This window comes from Streptomyces sp. SAT1 (assembly GCF_001654495.1).
Taxonomy (GTDB): domain Bacteria; phylum Actinomycetota; class Actinomycetes; order Streptomycetales; family Streptomycetaceae; genus Streptomyces; species Streptomyces andamanensis.
The window spans coordinates 1095467-1115406 of the sequence record NZ_CP015849.1 but is presented as its reverse complement, the minus strand read 5'-3'; the positions used below and the strand labels follow the sequence as shown (position 1 = coordinate 1115406).

Genomic DNA, 19940 nt, shown 5'->3' with positions numbered 1-19940 from the left:
CCTCAGTGCTAAATCCGGTCGGGCACCGGATTCCCCGCGTCCCGGATCGCCCGCCCCACCGGCACCCGCGCGAGCAGCGCGAACCCGATCACGAAGAACACCACCAGCGAGACGATCGCGTCCCGGTAGCTCCCGGTCAGCTGATAGGTGAGCCCGAACAGCAGCGGCCCGAGCCAGCTCATCCCCCGGTCGCTCATCTCGTACGCCGAGAAGTACTCCGCCTCCTTGCCCGGCGGCACCAGATGCGAGAACAGCGACCGGGACAGCGCCTGGCTGCCGCCGAGGACGAGCCCGATCCCGGCCGCCAGCACGAAGAACCACACCGGCGCGCGGGCCGGCAGGAAGAACCCGGCGGCCAGGATCACCGTCCAGGCGGCCAGTGACCCGAGGATCGTGCGCTTGGCCCCGTGCACCCGGGCCAGCCGTCCCATGCCGAGCGCCCCGGCCACCGCCAGCACCTGCACCATCAGCACCGCCGTGATCAGCGTCGACTGGCCGAGCCCCAGTTCCTCCGAGCCGTACACCGACGCCTGCGAGATCACCGTCTGGATGCCGTCGTTGTAGACGAGGTACGCCAGCAGGAAGGCCAGCGTGCGCGGCTTGCCGCGCATGTCCCGCACCGTGGCCGCCAGCCGGCGCCAGCCGTGCCGCCCGGACGGCGCCGGCCGGTCCGTGCGCCGGTCGCGCAGCCGGGTCAGCGGCACGAGGGTGAAGACGCCCCACCACAGCCCCGCCGAGGCCAGGCAGATGCGCACCGCCATCGCCTCGGACACCCCGAAGGAGTCGTGCGCGGTGAACAGCACCAGATTCGCCACCAGGACGAGCGACCCGGCCGCGTAGCCGAACGCCCAGCCCCGGGAGGAGACCGCGTCGCGCTCGTCGGGGGCCGCGATCTGCGGCAGATAGGAGTTGTAGAGGACCATCGAGACGGCGACCGAGGCGTTGGCCACGATCAGCAGCAGACCGCCGAGCAGATAGCGGTCGCCGTCCAGGAAGAACAGGCCCGCCGTCGCCGCCGCGCCCACATAGGCGGCGGCCGCCAGCAGCGGCTTCTTGCGGCCGGTGCGGTCCGCCGCCGCGCCCGCCATCGGCATGAGCACGATCGCGACCACCACGGACACCGAGACGCAGTACGCGAAGAACGACCCGGCCCGCACCGGGACGCCCAGCGGGTGCACATACCCGTCGGCGTCGGCGGCGGCCCGCGCCACCGTGGTGAGGTACGGCCCGAGGAACACGGTGAGCACGCTGGTCGAGTAGACGGAGCAGGCCCAGTCGTAGACGTACCAGCCGCGCTGCTCGCGTCGCCGCGCGGCGCCGTCGCCGTCCTCGGGGGAGGCCGTCGTGCTCCGCCCAGGGGGGACGCCCATGGCCCCCACGGTGCCGGTACCCACTCGCGCCCTCGCCTCCCCGCCGCTGCCGCCGCGCCGCCCGGGACCCGGACGCGCCGGGCTCAGACCCAGACGCCCCGCTCCTGAAGGACCGTACGCAGCGTGTCGATGTGATCGGTCATGATGCCATCGACGCCGAGGTCCAGGAGCCGCTGCATCTCCGCCGCCTCGTTGACCGTCCACACATGCACGTGCAGCCCCCGCGCGTGCGCCGCGCGGACGAACAGCCGGTCGACCACCGGGACGCCCGACTGGGACACCGGCACCTGCACGGCCACCGCCGAGCGGCGCGGCACGAGCGGCACACCCCAGGAGCGCAGCCGCAGTTCCAGCACCCCGCGCCTGCCGTACGACGTGGCCAGCCGCGGCCCCGCCAGCCGCTGCGCCCGCACCACGCGCGCCTCGGAGAACGATCCGACGCACACCCGCCCCCAGGCGTCCACGCGGTCGAGCACGTCCAGCAGGGGCAGCAGCGCGGGCTCCGCCTTGACGTCGACGTTCCAGCGCACCTCGGGGAAGGCGGCCAGCAGCTCCTCGAAGAGCGGGACCGGCTCGCGGCCCGCCACCCGCGCCCGGCTCACCTCCCGCCACGGCAGGTCGGCGATCCGGCCCGCGCCGTCGGTCACCCGGTCGAGCGTCGCGTCGTGGAAGGCGACCAGACGTCCGTCGGCGGTGGCGTGCACATCGGTCTCGATGTACCGGTAGCCCCGCTCCACCGCCCGCCGGAACTGGGCCGCCGTGTTCTCCAGGCCGTCGGCCGCCCCGCCGCGGTGCGCGAAGGCGATCGGGCCCGGATGGTCGAGATAGGGGTGGCGTACGTGCGTGGTCACGGACGCAGTATCACCCGTTCGGGTGTACCACCGGCAACGGCGGCGCCGCTGCCGGGAGCCCGGGGCACGGCGAAGACGCGCAGGAAGAACTGGGCCAGCGGCCCGATGGAGACCGCGTACAGCACGGTGCCCGCGCCGATGGTGCCGCCGAGGGCGAAGCCGGTGGCCACCACCGCCACCTCGACGGCCGTGCGCATCAGCCGGATCGACCGGCCGGTGCGCCGGTGCAGCCCCGTCATCAGCCCGTCCCGGGGGCCGGGCCCGAAGCGGGCGGAGATGTACAGGCCCGTCGCCACGCCGTTGAGCAGGACGCCCGCCACCAGCACCGGGATCCGCACCGCCAGGGTGTGCGCGTCCGGCACCAGGGCGAGGGCGCCGTCCATGGCCAGTCCGACGACGAACACGTTGGAGACGGTGCCGAGGCCGGGCCGCTGGCGCAGCGGGATCCACAGCAGCAGCACCACCGCCCCCACCGCGATCGACACCACTCCGATCGTGAGCCCGGTCAGCTCGGCCAGGCCCTGGTGCAGTACGCCCCAGGGTTCCAGGCCGAGTCCGGCCTCCACGAGGAGCGCGGAACTGGCGCCGTACAGCGCGAGACCCGCGTAGAGCTGGACGAGGCGCCGCCCGAGGCGGTCCGGCGTGGACAAAGTGCCCCCCTGATGGTGGAAGTGGACTGACGCGTGACACTCTGTGGCGTGGGGAAGAGACCCATCCATGGCCAATTCGGGGAAGGTGGACTGGTCGGCATGGCACAGTGGACTTCTGCGGTGGGCGCGGCGCAGCTCGCCCGGCAGCTCAGCTCCCAGCAGGACCGGCCGGCGGGGCCCGGCTCCCGCCGCCCGCCCGCCTACCGGGCACTCGCGGACGGCATCCGACTGCTGGTCCTGGAGGGCCGCGTCCCCGTGGCCGCCCGGCTGCCCGCCGAGCGCGAACTGGCCCTGGCCCTGTCCGTCAGCCGCACCACCGTCGCCGCCGCCTACGAGGCGCTGCGCACCGAGGGATTCCTGGAGTCCCGGCGCGGGGCCGGCAGCTGGACCGCCGTCCCGGCCGGGAACCCGCTGCCCGCGCGCGGGCTCGAGCCCCTCCCGCCGGAGGCCCTGGGGTCGATGATCGACCTGGGCACCGCCGCGCTGCCCGCGCCCGAGCCCTGGCTCACCCGCGCCGTGCAGGGCGCCCTGGAGGAACTGCCGCCCTACGCGCACACCCACGGCGACTATCCGGCGGGGCTGCCCGCGCTGCGCGCGATGATCGCCGACCGCTACACCGCCCTCGGCATCCCGACCATGCCGGAGCAGATCATGGTCACCACCGGGGCCATGGGCGCCATCGACGCGATCTGCCACCTCTTCGGCGGCCGGGGCGAGCGCATCGCCGTGGAGTCGCCCTCCTACGCCAACATCCTCCAGCTGATGCGCGAGGCGGGCGCCCGGCTGGTGCCCGTCGCCATGGCCGAGGGCCTGACCGGATGGGACGTCGACCGCTGGCGCCAGGTGCTGCGGGAGGCCGCGCCCCGGATCGCCTACGTCGTCGCCGACTTCCACAACCCGACCGGCGCCCTCGCCGACGAGGACCAGCGGCGCCGCCTGGTGGAGGCGGCCCGTTCGGCGGGCACGGTGCTCGTCGTCGACGAGACCATGAGCGAGCTGCACCTCGATCCCGGTGTGGAGATGCCGCGGCGGGTGTGCGGCTTCGACCCGGCCGGGTCCACGGTGATCACCGTGGGATCCGCCAGCAAGGCGTTCTGGGCGGGCATGCGGATCGGCTGGGTGCGCGCCGCGCCCGACGTGATCCGCAGCCTCGTCGCCGCGCGGGCCTACGCCGACCTGGGCACCCCGGTGCTGGAACAGCTCGCCGTCAACTGGCTGTTCGGCACCGGCGGCTGGGAGCAGGCCGTCGAGCTCCGCCGGGCCCAGGCCCGCGACAACCGCGACGCGCTGGTCGCGGCGGTCCGCCGCGAGCTGCCCGCCTGGGAGTTCGAGGTCCCCCGGGGCGGTCTGACCCTGTGGGTGCGCACGGGCGGACTGTCGGGCTCGCGCCTGGCGGAACTGGGGGAGCGGGTGGGCGTCCGCGTCCCCTCCGGGCCGCGCTTCGGTGTCGACGGCGCCTTCGAGGGATATGTCCGGCTGCCGTTCACCGTGACGGGAGCGGTCGCGGAGGAGGCGGCGATCCGCCTGGCGGCGGCGGCCCGGCTGGTGGAGTCGGGTGCCTCCGGGGGCGGCGAGTCGCCGCGGACGTTCGTGGCGTAGCGCGTGCGCCGGGGCGCGTTGGTTGCGTAGCTGGGAGGGCATCCGGCTGCCGTGCGCCGTGGCGGGGCGGTCGCGGAGAAGGCGGCGGTCCGCCTGGCGGCGGCGGTCCGGGTGGTGGAGTCGGGTGCCTGCGGGGGCGGTGAGTCGTCCCCGGACGCGGCCGGGGAAGGCCGCCGCCCGGCGGCTCAGGACGGCTCGCCCACGGCCGCCTCCGGCGCCAGCGCTTCCTCGACCGCTTCCGCCGCCGCCTCCGTCCCCTCCGTCCCCTCCGTGTCCGCCGTCTCCGTCCCGGCCGCCTCGGCCGCCCGCACGGACTTGGTGAACCGGGCGGACTTCGCGGACCTGGCCACCGCCTCCGGAGGCTCCGGGACCGTCTCGCCGTCCGCCGGTGTGGTCTTCGGCGGCAGCAGATCCTGCACGGCCGTGCGCAGCGCGTCCCCGGCGGAGTCGTCGTACGGGTCGGGGGTCGCCGGCACCTGGAGCCGGTGCACGGGCCCGGTGCCCAGCCGGGCGTACCCGCGTCCGGGCGGTACGACCGGCGGCGGCGTGGTGTGGGGCGGCGCCCCGAGCACCGCCTTGAGCTGCTCCGCCGTGGCGGGCCCGAGCACGACACGCGCGCGCGTGTGCTGGCGCAGCGCGTCGCTCAGCGCCTCCGCGCTGTCGAACTGCTCGGCGACGACGACCGTGACATCGACCGCGCGGCCGTGCCGCAGCGGCACCTGGAGCAGCGCCTGCGGGTCCTCCCGGCCGTCCGCCGCGGCCAGGTGCGTGAACGCGGTCGGCCGGTCCAGCAGCAGCCACAGCGGGCGCCTGGTGTCCGCCGGCGGCGGGTGGCCGGCCTGCCGCGCCCGGTTGACGGCGATCAGCCGCCGCTCGGTCTCGGTGGCCGCCCACTCCAGGCTCGTCCGCACCCCCGACAGCCCGCACTCGACGGCGAGCACGCCGTCCCGGCCGGTCAGACAGGCGTACTCACCGGTGCCGCCGCCGTCGACGATCACGACGTCGCCGTGCCGGAGCGCCTGGAGGGCGAGCGAGCGCAGCAGCGTGGAGGTGCCGCTGCCCGGCTGGCCCATGGCCAGCAGATGCGGCTCGGTGGAGCGCAGCCCGGTGCGCCAGACGACCGGCGGCACGTCGTGCTGCTCCTCGCCGTAGGTGAGGGGGAGCGTGCGCTGCACCTCGCTCGGGTCGGTGAAGCCGAGCACCGTCTCGCCGGGCGCGGTGACGAACCGCTGGGCGGCGATGCCGGTGGGCAGCGGATCCAGCGCGGTGAGGGACAGCTCGTTGCCCTCCTCGTTCCAGCCGAAGAGATACTCCCGGTCGCGGCCCGCCTTGGCGGTCAGCAGATGCTCGATCCGCGCGCGTGACTCCGCCTCGCCGTCGGTGAAGTAGGCCGGGTAGCGGATCAGCAGCCGACGCAGGCGGCCGGAGTCGTCGAAGGCGGAGGAGGGGAACGCCTTCTGCCACTCCCCGCCGTGCGCGTACAGCGGGGACGGGTCCTCGGCCGTGGAGAAGTACGGGACCAGGGCCTCGTAGAGCGTGCTCAGGCGCTGGTTGCGCGACTCCTCGGCGGGGTCGGGTCCGGGCGGGGTCCGGTCGCGTCCGTGCCAGGCCGCGGCCGCGGTCACCACGAGGGCGGCCAGCAGCGGTCCGTACGGCACCAGGGCCACCGTGAGGATCACCGCGGCCACCAGGAACAGCAGCGGTCCCCGCCGGTCCCCGGGGGTCTCCGCCCATCGGCGGCGGCCGGCCGCGGCGAGCCGGCCCAGACCCCGGGCGATGGTGATCAGCGGATGGAGGATGTCCGTGGCGCTGTCGGCCGCCGTCCGGGCCAGCTCCCGGCTCCGGGCGAGCTGCGCGCCGCCTGTGCTCAGAATGCGGGGGAGGGGGCGCCGGGCCACTGCTGCCTCCTGGGAGTGCGTAGGGGAGACCGGGTTGCCCCCGGCACGTGGACGGAGCGGGCCGGGGGCGAAGTCCTCGGGGACCGCGGGGGTCGCGGGATCCTGGACGTCCTCGGGGCGGGCGTCAGAACCGCATGCCGCCGAGCAGACTGGCCAGGCTCTCGCCGCCGGCCCGGATGCTCGGCGCGATCGCGGTGCTCGCCAGGTAGAAGCCGAACAGCGTCGACACGCACGCGTGGGAGGGCTTGAGCCCGTCCTTGCGGAAGAAGACGAAGCCGATGACGCCGAACAGGACGACGCCTGAGATGGAGAGGATCATGTGAGATCTCCTGGTGTCGAAGGGGGACGGTCACCCTGAGTCCTTCCAGGATCACAGCATGTATCTGTATGACAAAAGGTGCAACCGGGTGAAATGCTCTGTATCGCCCCCGGTCGGCGGACCCGGTCCCGGACCCGGTCCCGGGTGCCGTGTCCGGGGCGGCGACGGCGCCGCCGCCCGCGGCGATCTTCACCTCCGGTACGGCGCGTCGCGCACCGGACGAGCCAGTACCCTGTCGATTCACCCGTACGGCCGAGCACCGCTCACGGCCGTACGCTTGCTCCCCGCACGTCACCAGCAGTCACCCACAGTCCCCGAAGCCCGCAGCGAGAGGTGGTCCGCCCGATGAGTGAAGCCCCCGACCCCGAGGTCGTGGAGCTGGCGACCAAGATCTTCGATCTGGCCCGGCAGGGGCGGACCGAGGCGCTCGTCGCGTACGTCGACGCGGGTGTCCCCGCCGACCTCACCAACGACCGGGGCGACTCCCTCGTGATGCTCGCCGCCTACCACGGCCACGCCGACGCGGTCCGCGCCCTGCTGGCCCGCGGCGCCGACGCCGACCGCGTCAACGACCGCGGTCAGACGCCCCTCGCGGGAGCGGTTTTCAAGGGCGAGCAGGGTGTGATCGAAGCCCTGCTGGAGAGCGGTGCCGACCCGGCGGCGGGCACGCCGTCGGCGCTCGACACGGCCCGCATGTTCGGCCGCACGGAGCTGCTGGAACTGTTCGGCCGGCAGTGAGCGCGGCGGGCCCCCGACGACCGGGAGGGGCCCGCCCACCGGCGACGGCACGGAAAACGGGGGAGGCGGTACAGGGCCGCCGGAAATTTCGGTCGCGGCAGCGCAGACACCGGGCCATCATGACGTCGTGATTCACGGACGCGACGGCTGGGCAGGTGTTGCCGCACCGCGCGGGCCGTGACGCGGCCCGTATGGGCCACCGACGAGAGGCAGAGGAAGATGGTCTACAGCAAGCCAGAGACGGCGGGTACCCCGACGTGTTGTCACGCGGCCAGCTAGTGCGTGTTCCCCGGTTGCGTCGACGCTTGATGTGAGGCTGTTTCCCATGTTCGATCCGGTCATAGCGCCCAGCGGCACGCTGCTCGGCCTGCTCCAGCGGGGCCGCGGCGACGGCACACTGCACGCGCTCACCGCCCCCCGTGCCGAGGCGCTCGCGGCACTGAACCACTGCGTGCTGCACGACCCCCGCCACGACTGGCAGGTGGAGAACCGCTCCCTGTACTACGCCCGGCTCCTGCTCGACCTCGGCGGTGAGCTGGACGCGGTCGAGGCGCACCTGTTCGACCCCGAGGACGCCCTGGACACCGAGGAGTCCCGCACCGGACTCGCCCTCGCCGTCCTCGGGCACCTCGCCTCCTACGGCCGCCGCGACGCGCTCGCCCTGCTGCGCCGGTACGCCGCCGTCGGCGCCAACTGGGCGTGGGCCCTGGACGAGCTGGCGCTGCGGGACGACGACGCGGGCCTGCGCGCCCTGGCCGCGCCCGTCCTCGCCCGCTTCTCCGCCGACGCCGAGGGCGAGGCCGCACTGGCCGCCGCCGTCCGCGACGCCTTCGAGCCCCGGCCGTGGCGGCTGTGGGCCGAGGATCCCCGCCCGGCGATCGCCGGGCGGGTGCGCGTCGCCCACGAGACCGGCTGTTTCGACCGCTGGCAGCGGCAGCTGAGCCCCACCGGACCCCGGCCGGGCTGGAGCGTACGAGCCGTGTTCGAGTGGGCCCAGCAGGGCGCCGAACGCGGCGCGGCCCTCCATGTCCCCGCCGCCCGCTGCCTGGCCGCCGTGGCGGGCCCCGACGACCGGCCGGAGATCCTCCGGGCCGCCCGGCAGGGCACCGACGGCGCCCGCTGCACCGCCCTGCGCTATCTCGCCGACGGCAACGACCCCGACACCCTCGCCCTGATCGAGACGGCCGTGTCCGACGGCACACCCGCCGTCGTCGAGGCGGCCGTCGACGCCTTCGAACGCATGCGCAGCGTCGCCGCGGTCGACCGGGCGCGCGCCTGGGCCGGCCGCCCCGACCCGCTGGGCGCCGCCGCCGGACGCATGCTCGCCTGCCGGGGCGGAGCCGGCGACCGCGACCTCGTCCTGGCCGCCCTGCGGGAGGCGGTACGCGGCGAGGGACCCGACGCGCCCACCCTGTGGACCCTGGTGGACGGCGCCGGACGGCTCGGCATCGCCTGTGCGGCCCCCGTGCTGCGGCACGTCTACCGCGAGACCGCCTCCTCCCATCTGCGCGGCCGCGCGGCCCGCGCGCTCGCCGCGACCGACCCCTCCTTCCCCGCCGGATTCGCCGTCGAATGCCTGTGGGACTGCGAGGAGAGCACCCGCGAGGTGGCCGCACGGAACGCCGAGACCGCCGACCTGCGCGTCGTCGAGCAACTGCGCAGGCTCGCCGCCGACCCGGCCGAGGAGGCCGAGGTCCAGACCGCCGTACGCAGCAGGATCGAGCCCGACGTCGCCACGGGGTGAGCGGCCCGCGGGGGCCCGGCGCGTCCTCCCGGAGTCTCCGGGCCGCGTCCGGCCGGGGCTCCCGGAGCAGGCCCGGTGCACCGCCGCCCGGAGGCGCCGTCCAACGCTCACGGGACGTTCCCCGGCCGGACAGATCGACGTCGACGCGTCCACGTCCGGCCCGGCGACAACCCGGGTATGCGTGTCGTCATCGTCACCGAGTCCTACCCGCCCGATGTGAACGGCGTGGCCCACTGCGCCCACCAGACCGCCCGCCACCTCGCCGAACGCGGCCACGACCCGCTGGTCGTGGCCCCGGCCACCGCTTCGGGCGGCCCCGGCCGGACCGGGGAGTGCCCCGGCGTCCGCACCGTCCGGATCCCCTCCCTGCCACTCCCGGGCTACCCCCAGGTCCGTGTCGCCCTGCCCAGCCGACGGGTCGCGGCGGCGCTCACCGCACACCGCGCCGACCTGGTGCATCTGGCCGGGCCCTTCGTGCTCGGCGCGCGGGGCATGGCCGCCGCCGCCCGCCTGGGCATCCCGGCCGTCGCCGTCTACCAGACCGACCTCGCCGGATACGCCCGCACCTACGTGGGCACCGGCGAGGCCGCCGCCTGGCGGCGGCTGCGCGCCGTCCACTCGGCCGCCGACCGCACCCTCGCCCCCTCCGGCGCGGCCGTGCGCGACCTGTGCGCCCACGGTGTGCCCCGCGTCCGGCTCTGGCCGCGCGGCGTCGACACCGTCCGCTTCCACCCCGGCCACCGGGACGGGGCCCTCCGCCGCGCGCTCGCCCCGCACGGTGAACTGATCGTCGGCTACGTCGGCCGGCTCGCCCCCGAGAAGCGGGTCGGGCTCCTCTCGGAGGTCTGCCGCCTGGCCGGGGTCCGGGTGGTGGTCGTGGGGGACGGGCCCAGCGGGCCGCACCTGGCCGGCGCCCTGCCGGGAGCCCTCTTCACCGGCCCCCGCACCGGCCCGGAGCTGGCCCGGTACTTCGCCTCGCTGGACGTCTTCGTGCACACCGGCCCGTTCGAGACGTTCTGCCAGACCGTGCAGGAGGCCATGGCCAGCGGGGTGCCGGTGGTGGCGCCCGCCGCCGGCGGCCCCCTCGACCTCGTCGCCCACGGCAGCACCGGGCTGCTCGTCCCGCCGGGCGACGCCGCGGCCGTGCGCGACGCGGTCCGCGCGCTGGCCGCCTCGCCCGCCCGGCGCGCCGCGTACGGGGCGGCCGGCCGCGCGGCCGTCGAGGGCCGCACCTGGACCGCCGTCGGCGACCGGCTCATCGGCCACTACGAGGACGTGCTCGCGGCCCGGCGCACGGCGGTGGCGGCATGACCGCCGGGCCGCTGCGCATCGTCCGGCTCGCGAACTTCGTCACCCCCGCCTCCGGCGGACTGCGCACCGCGCTGCGCGAGCTCGGCAAGGGTTACCGGGCGGCCGGCCACGAACCGGTCCTGATCGTGCCCGCCGACCGGCACACCGACCGGCAGACCGCACAGGGCCGCGTGATCACCCTGCCCGGACCGCCGCTGCCCGGCACCGGCGGCTACCGCGTGCTCACCGACCGCCGGCGGCTGGCCGCCCTCCTGGAGGAACTGGCCCCCGGCCGCCTGGAGGTCTGCGACCGCACGACCCTGCGCTGGACCGGCCGGTGGGCGCGGCGGGCCCGGATCCCGGCCGTCATGGTCTCGCACGAGAGCGCCGACGGGGTGCTGCGCACCTGGGGCGTGCCCGAGCAACTGGCCCGGCGCACCGCCGACGCCGTCAACACCCGTACCGCGCACGCCTACGCGCGGGTCGTGTGCACCACCGGGTTCGCCGAGCGCGAGTTCCGCCGGATCGGCGCGCGCAACGTCGTCCGCGCCCCCCTCGGGGTGGACCTGGCGGAACGGCATCCCGGGCGGTACGACGCCGGGCTGCGCGCCCGGTACGCGCGCGGGGACGAGGCGCTGCTGCTCATGTGTTCGCGGCTGTCGGTGGAGAAGCGGCCGGGCACCGCACTGGACACCCTCCAGGCACTGCGGCGGCGTGGAGAGCGGGCGGTGCTGGTGATCGCCGGGGACGGCCCGCTGCGCGGCCGCCTGGAACACCGCGCGCGTGCGCGTGGCCTGCCGGTCGTCCTCCTCGGGCACGTCGGGGACCGGGAGCTGCTGAGCGCGCTCCAGGCGTCCGCCGACGTGTGCCTGGCCCCCGGGCCCGCCGAGACGTTCGGGCTGGCCGCCCTGGAGGCGCTGGCCTGCGGCACTCCGGTGGTCGCGAGCGCGTCCTCCGCGCTGTCCGAGGTGATCGGAGCGGCCGGGGCCACGGCGGCCGACCACGGCGAGGCGTTCGCCGACGCCGTGGCGTCCCTGCTCGCGCTCCCCGGGCCGGAGCGGCGCGAGCGGGCACGCGCGCGTGCCGAGTGCTTCGGCTGGCCCGCCGCCGCTGCGGCCTTCCTCGCGGCCCACGACGCGCATTCCGCGCCCGCCCGTGAGATGCCCGCCCGTGAGATGCCCGCCCGTGAGGCGTCGGATCGTGAGGTGCCGGATCGGAGGGCGGCAGATCGTTGAGCGATCCCGCAATACGCCTGTTGTCTCGTCCTCCTGTCTGCGATTGAATTCCGCGCATGGGAGACCAGCTGACGCCCTTGGCCGACGACCGCGCCCTGCTGGGCCGCACCAGCACCGCCGAGCGGGTCTCGGACATCCTCCGGAGCCGGATCGCCGAGGGCTTCTTCCCGCCCGGCACCCGGCTGTCGGAGGACGGTATCGGCGGCGCCCTCGGCGTCTCCCGCAACACCCTGCGGGAGGCGTTCCGGCTGCTCACCCATGAGCGGCTGCTCGTGCACGAGTTGAACCGCGGTGTCTTCGTGCGGGTGCTCACCGTCGAGGACGTCGAGGACATATACCGCACCCGGCGGCTGGTCGAGTGCGCCGTCGTCCGCGGTCTCGGCGAGCCGCCGTACGCCCTGGACGGCGTGGCCGCCGCCGTCGCCGAGGGTGCGCGGGCCGCGCGCGAGGCCGACTGGAAGACGCTCGGCACCGCCAACATCCACTTCCACCGGGAACTGGTCGCCCTCGCCGGCAGCGAGCGCACCGACGAGCTGATGCGCAGCGTCTTCGCCGAACTGCGTCTGGCCTTCCACGTCGTGGACGACCCGCAGCGGCTGCACGAGCCCTATCTCACCCGCAACCAGCACCTCCTGGACATCCTGCGCGGCGGCGACCGGCACGCGGCCGAACAGGAGCTGGCGGTCTACCTCGACGACTCGCTGGACAAGGTCGTCGAGGTGTACCGGCGGCGGGTCGGCGCACCGGCGTAGCGCGGCGCACCGGCCACGTCCCGGACGGCGGGCGAGGGCCGCGCGCCGGGGTGCGTCTGCGCCGTTTGGGACGATGTCAGACCGAGGACCTAGTCTGTGCACCGTGACTTCGCCTGCACCGACGGACAGCGTTCCGCCCCAGTTCAGCGCGGGGCCGCGCCCGGCACCGGGCCCGGCCGCCGACGAGGGACTGGCGCGGCGGCTGCGCGCGCTCGCCTGCACCGCGCCGCTGCACGACCTCGACACCCGCAAGGCGAACCTGGCGGGGGAGTACTCGGTGTACGGCATGGCCGAGGTCGCCCTCGCCGCCATCGACCTCGTCACGCTCAACATGGACTTCGACACCGGCGCCGACCACGACCAGATCGTCGCCCGGCTCGTCCCGCGCGTCGCCGCCCAGGCCCCGCGCCGCCCCGCCGCCGAGCACGAGCGGGTGGCCCGCTGGGTCCTGGAGAACCTGATCAACGTCGGCAGCGCCGACCGAGGCTTCCGCGCCGTCTACGGCACCTTCGCGCAGGACGGCACCTACGTCCGCCGGGACTACGACTTCAAGCTGATCGAGGAGGTCCCCGGCCCCGGCGGCAGCGTCTATCTGCGCACCACGGACGAGGCGGTCAACGTCCTGGTCGGCGCGCTGGACACCGACGTCACCAGCGCCCAGATCGCCGCCGAGGTCAAGCTCGAAGTGCTCATCAGCCGCGGCCGGCTCGCCGACGCCCAGCTCGCCGCCGAACAGGCCCGCTACCGGACCGTGCAGTACTCCGAGACCCTGCGCCGCGCCCTCGACGCCACCCGGCGCAACGTCCGCGCGGTGGACTGGCTCAGCGCCGTACCGGACATGATCGCCGAGGCCCTCGACCACGTCGCCGACCGCTACCGCCACGAGAACGCGATCCTGACCAACATCCGCAAGGCCCGCGACGAGACCGAGGAGCCCGAGCACAAGCGGCGCGCCGCCGAACTCGTCGACATCGTCAAGGACTGCATCCGCCGCCACACCCAGCTCCAGTCCCGGCTGCTGGAGGCAGGGCCGCTCTTCCGCGCCGAGCAGGACCGGCAGGCCTTCGCCACCCCGCTGACCACCTCCGGGACCGACCTCTACGGACATCTGCTCGCGCCCACGCTCCCGCTGCCGCTGGAGAGCGCCCTGCGTGTCACGGACGCCTTCTTCGCGCACGGCACCGGGCTGCGCACGCCGGTCTCGGTCCGCGTCGCCGACCTCGTCGACATCCTGCTCACCCCGCCCGTGGAGCGCGAGCACCTGGGCGCCGAGATGCCCGAGCCCGATCTGATCGCCACCCCGGACGACAGCCGGTTCAGCGAGGAGCAGCTCGCCGCCGCGATGGACCTGCTCGACCTGCCCGCCGACGCCCCGCGCCGCCTGTCCGGGCTGCTGGCCGAGGCCCGCCGCACGGACGCCGACCTGCCCTACCTGGTCGCGCTGCTGGCCGTGCACGCGGCCAGCCCGCCGGTCGGCACCGCCTACCGCCAGGGCGAGCAGAAGCTGCTCTTCGCCGTGGACGACGGCACCGAACTGGACGACCCCGAGTTCGGCGGCGCCGACCTCATCGTCGGGACGGCCCTGCTGGACGCCGCCGGAATGGCGGCGGACCGGACGGAGGCAGCATGAGCGAGCACGACGGCGACCACCGCGACCACCGCGGCAACAGTGCCGCCGGCGCCACCAGTGACGCGAGCGCCGACAGCGCCGACAGCGCCGACAGCGCCGACACCGACAAGGAGCCCCAGCAGTGAGCGAGCACGTCGAGTGGAGCGAGGCGGAGACCACTCCCGCCCCGCCGCCCTCCGGCGCCGTCACCCCCGCCGACGCCGCCGACGCGGCCCGGCTCGTCGCCTTCGGCCTGCAGCCCAAGCTCCAGCCCGCCCGCGACCAGGAGTACGCCGACCTGCTCCGCCGCCACCGCGAGGACCCGGCCTTCGCCCGCCTCGCGGACGCCGTGGCCGCCGGGCTCGGACTGGTCGTCCTGGAGGTGTCCCCGCGCGCGGGCATGGCGGTGACCGCCGCCGAGGACTCGGTGTTCGCCGTCCGCATGGGCGACTACGCCCGGCGGACCGCCGCCGACTCCGGCGACCGCTTCCTGCACGGCCTCGCCCACCTCGCCGTGGCCGCCCTCGCCTTCCCGCGCCCCGAGGACCTGGCCGATGACGCCTACATCGGGCGGGTCACGGTCAACGGCGTCGACGCCTTCGTCCGCCAGGCCTGCCGCCGCCTGGAGGAGCGTGCCGAGGAACAGGGGGAGAACACCGATCCCGTCACCGACGCGCCCGGTCTTGAGGCCGCCTGGCGGATCTGGGCCCGGCGCAGCGCCACCGGCGCCACCAAGGACGCCCGCCGCCCCGCCGCCTCCACCACCGGCATCGTCGCCAAGGCGCTGGCGTTCCTCACCGACTCCGGGTTCCTCCAGCGCACCGGCGACGAGGGCGGCGGCACCTACCGCACCACCGCCCGCTACCAGCTCCAGGTGCGCGACATGGCGGGCGCCGCCGCCCTGGCCGAACTGCTCGACCTCGGCGTCGTCCCGGTCACCGACGGCACACCCAGCCTGCTGCCCGCCGAGGACACCGACGACCTGGAACTGGTGGCCGACGCCGGACTGCCCTTCCACAGCCCCGCCCAGCCATGAACCAGCACAGAACAAGACCACACAGAACAAGACCACACAGAACAAGTCGGCACTGAACGACACGGCCCTGAACAACACGGCGGCCGGCGCCGATCCGGCATCGGACCGGCGCTGCTCCCGCACCACCAGCCCGCACCACCACCCCCGAACTGCCAGAAGACTGACGAGAGTCCGCCATGTACGAGCTGTCCCGGGTCCGCCTCTACTCCATCGGTCCGGCCGGTGCGCGCTACGCCGACACCGTGCTCGACCTGCGAGGAGTGGGCGAGCCGGTGCCCGACCCCGCGCCCACGCAGGCGGAGTTCTTCGAGGAGGAGCCGGTCGGCCCGCCGCGCCGCCCCGCACCCGCGGGCGTGCTCTTCCTGGAGAACGGCGGCGGAAAGTCGGTCCTGCTCAAGCTGATCTTCTCCGTGATGCTGCCCGGCCACCGCAACACCCTGGGCGGCGCCAGCTCAGGCGTCCTGCGCAAGTTCCTGCTCGCCGACGACTGCGGGCATGTCGCGCTGGAGTGGCAGCACGTGCTGACCGGCGAGTGCGTCGTCGTGGGCAAGGTCAGCGAGTGGCGCGGCCGCCAGGTCTCCAACGACCCGCGCAGGTTCGCCGAGGCCTGGTACTCCTTCCGGCCCGGACCCGGCCTCACCCTGGACAACCTCCCCGTCGCCGAGGCCACCTCCGTGCGGCCCTCCGCCGAGGGGACCTCCGGAGCCCAGGGCAGGCGCCGCACCATGAAGGGCTTCCGCGACGCTCTCACCGAGGCGGGCAAGGCGTACCCGCATCTCGAGGTCCACTGGGAGGAGATCCACGACCGCTGGATCGAACACCTCGGCGACCTCGGCCTGGACCCCGAACTCTTCCGCTACCAGCGCGAGATGAACGCCGACGAGGGCGAGGCCGCCGGACTGTTCGCGGTGAAGAAGGACTCCGACTTCACCGACCTGCTGCTGCGCGCCGTCACCGACACCCGCGACACCGACGGACTCGCCGACCTCGTCAGCGGCTTCGGCAACAAGCTGGGCCGCCGCGCCGAACTCATCGCCGAACGCGACTTCACCGCAGGCTCGGTGGACCTCCTCGGCCGGATCGTCGACGCCGCCCAGGCCCGTACCCGCGCGCGTGAGATCCACACCGCAGCCGAGCGCCGCACCCGCACCCTGGCCCGCCGGCTCTCGGCCCGCGCCGTCCGGGAGCGGCTGCGCGCCGCCGACCTCGCCCAGCGCGTCACCGCCGCCGCCTACGCCGTCACCCACCGCGAGGGCGCCCGCGAGCGCAGCGCGCTGATCGCCGCCGAACTCGCCTACCGGCACGCCTCGCTGGCCCTGGCCGCCGCCGAGAAGACCGCCGCCGCGCAGAAGCGTGAACTGGCCGACGCCCGCACCCTGCACTCCGCCTGGCAGGCCGCCGAGGCCGTGCTGCGCCACCGCGCCGCCGCCGACCGCGTCACCCGCGTCTCCGCCGCCATCCAGGAGGCCGAACGGGACGCGGCCCCCGCCCTGGCCGCCCGCGCCAAGGCCGCCGTCGACCTCGTACGGGCCCTGCACGCGGCGGCGCAGAGCGCCGAGGCCCTCGCCAACGAGGGCGAGGAGCGGTCCGCCCGGCTCCAGGAGACCGGCGAGGCGGCCCACCGTGACGCGACCGCCGCCGCCACCGAGGCGCAGCGCGCCCGCAGCGAGACCGGCCACCTGCGCCAGCGGCTCAGCGAGGTCGAGCAGGAGACCGCCGAGGCCGTCCGCGCGGGCTGGCTCGACGACAGCGCCCCCGACGCCGACCCGGCCCGTGCCGCCCTCGCCGCCAGCGACGCCGAGAAGACCGCCGTGGCGGCCTGGGACGAGGCCCGCGAGGTCGCCCGCAAGGCCACCGAACACGCCCGCGAGGCCGCCTCGGCGGAGTCCCGCGCGGAGCTCACCGCCGCCCGCGCCGCCGACGCGGCGGCCGCCGCGGGGCGGGCCCACGACGCCGAACGGCGGACCGCCGAGGCCCTCGCCGCCGAGCCCCGTCTCGCCGAGCTGCTGAGCCTGCCCGCCGCCCCGCCCGCGCGCGTCGGCGTCCCCGGCCCGCGCACCGGCCCCGACGACGCGGCAGGCCCGGCGGCCCCGGCGGGCACAGCCGCGGGCGAGCCCCCGCACCCCGCCGACGGTCCCCTCGGCCCCGAGGACCTGGACCGCTGCGCCGACGACCTGCGGGCCCTGCTCGACGAGGCCGTCGCCACCGCCGAGCGGCAGCTGTTCGACCTGCGCACCGCCGCCGCCGACGACTCCCGGATCCTCGGCGCGCTCGGCGACGGCGGCCTGCTGCCGCCCGGCCCCGACGTCCTGGCCACCGTCGAGTACCTCGGCGAGCACGGCATCCCGGCCCTGCCCGGCTGGCGCTACCTCGCCCAGGCCGTCGACCCCGCCGACCACGCGCGCGTCCTGGCCGCCCGTCCCGAGCTGGTCGACGGCGTGATCATCACCGACCCGGACACCCACGCCCGCGCCCGCGACGCCCTCGCCGACGCGGCGCTGCTGCCCCGCTCCGCCGTCGCCGTCGGCACCGCCGCCGCCCTGCTCGCCCCCACCCCGGCCGCCGACGACACCGCCACCGGCGTCTTCCTGGTCCCGCCGAACCCCGCCATGCACGACGAACACGCCGCCGACGAGGAACGGCAGGCACTGCGCGCGCGGGCGACCGAACGGGACGAGGAGATCCGCCGGCTCGCCGCCCGGCTCGGCAAGGACCGCGAACTGGCGGCCCGGCTCGCCTCCTGGCGCACCGGCTGCCCCGCCGGGCGGCTGGCCGAACTGACCGCGGCGGCCGAGCGGGCCCGCGCCTTCGCCGAGGAGGCCGAGGCCGAGCTGACCGAGGCGCGGACCGCCCGCGCGGAGGCCGAGGAGAGCGCCGCCGAGGCCACCCGTGTGCGCGACGAGCGCCAGGAGAGCGCCCAGAGGGCCCGGCGCGCCGCCGACGCCCTCGCCGGGCTCGCCTTCCGGCTGCGCGAACGCGCGGGCTGGCAGGCCAGACTCCGCGAACTGGCCGACGAGAGCGCCGAGGCGGAGGCCCGCGCCCAGAGCTGCCTGGACCGCGCCCGCGCCGCCGACGAGGACCGCCGGGCCGCCCAGCGCGCCGCCGACGACGCCCGCCGCACCGCCCGCGCGCTGCGCGCCGAGCGCTCCGAGATCGCCGGCGCCCCCGACGACGTGCCCGAGAGCGACGACGACACGCCGAAGGCGTCCCTGCCCGCGCTGCGCGAGGCGTACCGCGCCGCCTCCCAGGTGTACGAGAAGGTCGGCGTCGGCGCCGACCTGCGCGCCGAACAGGCCCGCGCCGAGAGCGACGAGAGCGCGGCCCGCGCCGAACTGGACCGGCTCAGCAACAAGGTCCGCACCCGCGCGGAACAGCTCCTCCAGTCACCCGACGGCTCCGACGGGCCCTCCCGGCAGGCCGCCGCAGCCCGCGCGGAGGAACTGGTGCAGCTCCTGGAGACCCGTATGTCGTCCGCGAGCGAGCAGCTCGGGCGGCTGCGCGGCGAGGCCGAACGCCTCGCACCCGAGGACGGCGAGACCCACACCGAGCTGCCCGAGGACCTGCTCCCGCGCGACGCCGAGCACGCCCAGGCCCTGCTGCGCACCGCCACCGGCGAACTCGCCACGCACACCGGCGAACTGGCCGGTGCCCGCGAGGCGCACGGCGAGCTGCTGGAGTCCCACCGCGCCGCCGAGGACGCGGCCGGCGGCTTCGACGAGATCGCCGCCATGCTCCGCGACCTGCTGCGCGAGCAGAGCGGCGACGAGGAGCAGGAGGAGCCGGAGCCGTACCCCGGCAGCCCGGAGGAGGCCCGGCAGGCGACGGCCGAGGCGCGCCGCTCGCTGCGCGGCTGCGCCGCCGACCTGTCCGCCGCCGAGTCCGCCGTGCGCGAGGCGAGCGACATCCTGGTCCGGCACGCCAACTCCACCCGCTACGAGCAGGTCCGCACCCCCGCCCGGCAGCAGATCCGCGAACTGCCCGCCGCCGCCCTGCCCGAGCACGCCCAGAAGTGGGCCGAGGCCTTCGCGCCCCGGCTGCGCGTCCTCACCGACGAACTGGCCCAGCTGGAGCGCAACCGCGACTCGATCGTGGACCGGCTGCGCGGCCTGGTGGAGTCGGCGCTGGCCACGCTCCGCTCCGCCCAGCGCCTGTCCCGCCTGCCGGAAGGGCTCGGCGAGTGGTCCGGGCAGGAGTTCCTGCGCATCCGCTTCGAGGAACCCGACCAGGCCACCCTCACCGAGCGGCTCGGCGAGGTCATCGACGAGGCGACCCGTGCCGCCGTGAAGAAGAACTCCGACCTGCGCCGCGACGGCATGTCCCTGCTGCTGCGCGGGGTGGCCGCCGCGCTCCGCCCCAAGGGCATCGCCGTGGAGATCCTCAAGCCGGACGCCGTGCTGCGCGCCGAGCGGGTCCCCGTCGGGCAGATGGGCGACGTCTTCTCCGGCGGCCAGCTGCTCACCGCGGCCATCGCCCTGTACTGCACGATGGCGGCGCTGCGCTCCAACGACCGCGGCCGCGACAAGCACCGCCACGCGGGCACCCTGTTCCTGGACAACCCCATCGGCCGCGCCAACGCCACCTATCTGCTGGAGCTCCAGCGGGCCGTCTCGGACGCGCTCGGGGTGCAGCTCCTCTACACCACCGGCCTGTTCGACACGACCGCGCTCGCCGAGTTCCCGCTGGTGATCCGGCTGCGCAACGACGCCGACCTGCGCGCCGGGCTGAAGTACATCAGCGTGGAGGAGCATCTGCGGCCCGGCCTGCCCGAGCAGCCCACGGGCGACGAGACCGCGCACAGCGAGATCACGGCGACGCGGATGTACCGCCGCCCGGCCTGACGGGCCCGACC

Annotated in this window: 15 protein-coding genes; 10 read left to right on the top strand and 5 right to left on the bottom strand. The window is 75.6% G+C overall.

Annotated features, from left to right (window positions below):
- Window positions 1-8: 8 nt before the first annotated feature.
- The 3 genes from A8713_RS04800 to yczE form a co-directional block, all read right to left on the bottom strand.
- The gene (locus A8713_RS04800) at window positions 9-1370 is read right to left on the bottom strand and encodes an MFS transporter (protein ID WP_064537242.1); all 1362 of its coding nucleotides are present in this window, start codon (window positions 1368-1370) and stop codon (window positions 9-11) included.
- A gap of 83 nt (window positions 1371-1453) precedes the next feature.
- Window positions 1454-2221 carry a glycerophosphodiester phosphodiesterase gene (locus A8713_RS04795; RefSeq protein ID WP_064531569.1) on the bottom strand — a complete coding sequence of 256 codons (768 nt, stop codon included), beginning with the start codon at window positions 2219-2221 and terminating at the stop codon, window positions 1454-1456.
- Window positions 2218-2871, bottom strand: a complete 654-nt coding sequence (gene yczE, locus A8713_RS04790) for a membrane protein YczE (protein WP_064531568.1) — start codon at window positions 2869-2871, stop codon at window positions 2218-2220. The genes A8713_RS04795 and yczE overlap by 4 nt, the downstream gene beginning before the upstream one ends.
- A 99-nt stretch (window positions 2872-2970) precedes the next feature.
- On the opposite strand from yczE, the gene A8713_RS04785 reads away from it, so the two are divergent.
- Window positions 2971-4470 (top strand): SCO1417 family MocR-like transcription factor, encoded by a 1500-nt coding sequence (locus A8713_RS04785; protein ID WP_064531567.1) that lies wholly within the window; start codon window positions 2971-2973, stop codon window positions 4468-4470.
- Between the two features lie 185 nt (window positions 4471-4655).
- On the opposite strand, the gene A8713_RS04780 is transcribed toward A8713_RS04785, so the two are convergent.
- Window positions 4656-6368 (bottom strand): ATP-binding cassette domain-containing protein, encoded by a 1713-nt coding sequence (locus A8713_RS04780; RefSeq protein WP_064531566.1) that lies wholly within the window; start codon window positions 6366-6368, stop codon window positions 4656-4658.
- Window positions 6369-6492: 124 nt separating this feature from the next.
- On the bottom strand, window positions 6493-6687 hold the full coding sequence (locus A8713_RS04775) for a hypothetical protein (RefSeq protein ID WP_018570143.1): 195 nt from the start codon (window positions 6685-6687) through the stop codon (window positions 6493-6495).
- A gap of 345 nt (window positions 6688-7032) precedes the next feature.
- Here A8713_RS04775 and A8713_RS04770 point away from each other — a divergent pair, with 345 nt between their 5' ends.
- The 9 genes from A8713_RS04770 (at window position 7033) to A8713_RS04735 (ending at window position 19929) form a co-directional block, all read left to right on the top strand.
- Window positions 7033-7425 carry an ankyrin repeat domain-containing protein gene (locus A8713_RS04770; RefSeq protein WP_018570142.1) on the top strand — a complete coding sequence of 131 codons (393 nt, stop codon included), beginning with the start codon at window positions 7033-7035 and terminating at the stop codon, window positions 7423-7425.
- Window positions 7426-7750: 325 nt separating this feature from the next.
- The gene (locus A8713_RS04765) at window positions 7751-9169 is read left to right on the top strand and encodes a HEAT repeat domain-containing protein (protein ID WP_064531565.1); all 1419 of its coding nucleotides are present in this window, start codon (window positions 7751-7753) and stop codon (window positions 9167-9169) included.
- Between the two features lie 177 nt (window positions 9170-9346).
- Window positions 9347-10480 (top strand): glycosyltransferase family 4 protein, encoded by a 1134-nt coding sequence (locus A8713_RS04760; protein ID WP_064531564.1) that lies wholly within the window; start codon window positions 9347-9349, stop codon window positions 10478-10480.
- On the top strand, window positions 10477-11694 hold the full coding sequence (locus tag A8713_RS04755) for a glycosyltransferase (RefSeq protein WP_064531563.1): 1218 nt from the start codon (window positions 10477-10479) through the stop codon (window positions 11692-11694). Before A8713_RS04760 ends, A8713_RS04755 begins: the two co-directional genes overlap by 4 nt.
- A 56-nt stretch (window positions 11695-11750) precedes the next feature.
- Window positions 11751-12446, top strand: coding sequence for a GntR family transcriptional regulator (locus A8713_RS04750; protein ID WP_018570138.1), 696 nt, complete (start codon window positions 11751-11753; stop codon window positions 12444-12446).
- Between the two features lie 103 nt (window positions 12447-12549).
- Window positions 12550-14076 (top strand): hypothetical protein, encoded by a 1527-nt coding sequence (locus A8713_RS04745; RefSeq protein ID WP_064531562.1) that lies wholly within the window; start codon window positions 12550-12552, stop codon window positions 14074-14076.
- Window positions 14073-14201 carry a hypothetical protein gene (locus A8713_RS34600; RefSeq protein ID WP_257784401.1) on the top strand — a complete coding sequence of 43 codons (129 nt, stop codon included), beginning with the start codon at window positions 14073-14075 and terminating at the stop codon, window positions 14199-14201. Before A8713_RS04745 ends, A8713_RS34600 begins: the two co-directional genes overlap by 4 nt.
- Window positions 14198-15091: a hypothetical protein gene (locus A8713_RS04740; protein ID WP_064531561.1), complete on the top strand. Its 894-nt coding sequence runs from the start codon at window positions 14198-14200 to the stop codon at window positions 15089-15091. Before A8713_RS34600 ends, A8713_RS04740 begins: the two co-directional genes overlap by 4 nt.
- Before the next feature lie 176 nt (window positions 15092-15267).
- A complete protein-coding gene (locus tag A8713_RS04735) occupies window positions 15268-19929 on the top strand; it encodes a hypothetical protein (RefSeq protein ID WP_064531560.1) in 4662 nt (1553 codons plus the stop codon).
- Window positions 19930-19940: the final 11 nt, after the last annotated feature.

Excerpts from the sequence above, each read along its gene's own strand:
- A8713_RS04735 (WP_064531560.1), top strand. The coding sequence starts at position 15,268 with ATGTACGAGCTGTCCCGGGTCCGCCTCTACTCCATCGGTCCGGCCGGT.
- A8713_RS04755 (WP_064531563.1), top strand. The coding sequence starts at position 10,477 with ATGACCGCCGGGCCGCTGCGCATCGTCCGGCTCGCGAACTTCGTCACC.
- A8713_RS04760 (WP_064531564.1), top strand. The coding sequence starts at position 9,347 with ATGCGTGTCGTCATCGTCACCGAGTCCTACCCGCCCGATGTGAACGGC.
- A8713_RS04765 (WP_064531565.1), top strand. The coding sequence starts at position 7,751 with ATGTTCGATCCGGTCATAGCGCCCAGCGGCACGCTGCTCGGCCTGCTC.
- A8713_RS04800 (WP_064537242.1), bottom strand. The coding sequence starts at position 1,370 with ATGGGCGTCCCCCCTGGGCGGAGCACGACGGCCTCCCCCGAGGACGGC.
- A8713_RS04775 (WP_018570143.1), bottom strand. The coding sequence starts at position 6,687 with ATGATCCTCTCCATCTCAGGCGTCGTCCTGTTCGGCGTCATCGGCTTC.
- A8713_RS04750 (WP_018570138.1), top strand. The coding sequence starts at position 11,751 with ATGGGAGACCAGCTGACGCCCTTGGCCGACGACCGCGCCCTGCTGGGC.
- A8713_RS04770 (WP_018570142.1), top strand. The coding sequence starts at position 7,033 with ATGAGTGAAGCCCCCGACCCCGAGGTCGTGGAGCTGGCGACCAAGATC.
- A8713_RS04785 (WP_064531567.1), top strand. The coding sequence starts at position 2,971 with ATGGCACAGTGGACTTCTGCGGTGGGCGCGGCGCAGCTCGCCCGGCAG.
- A8713_RS34600 (WP_257784401.1), top strand. The coding sequence starts at position 14,073 with ATGAGCGAGCACGACGGCGACCACCGCGACCACCGCGGCAACAGTGCC.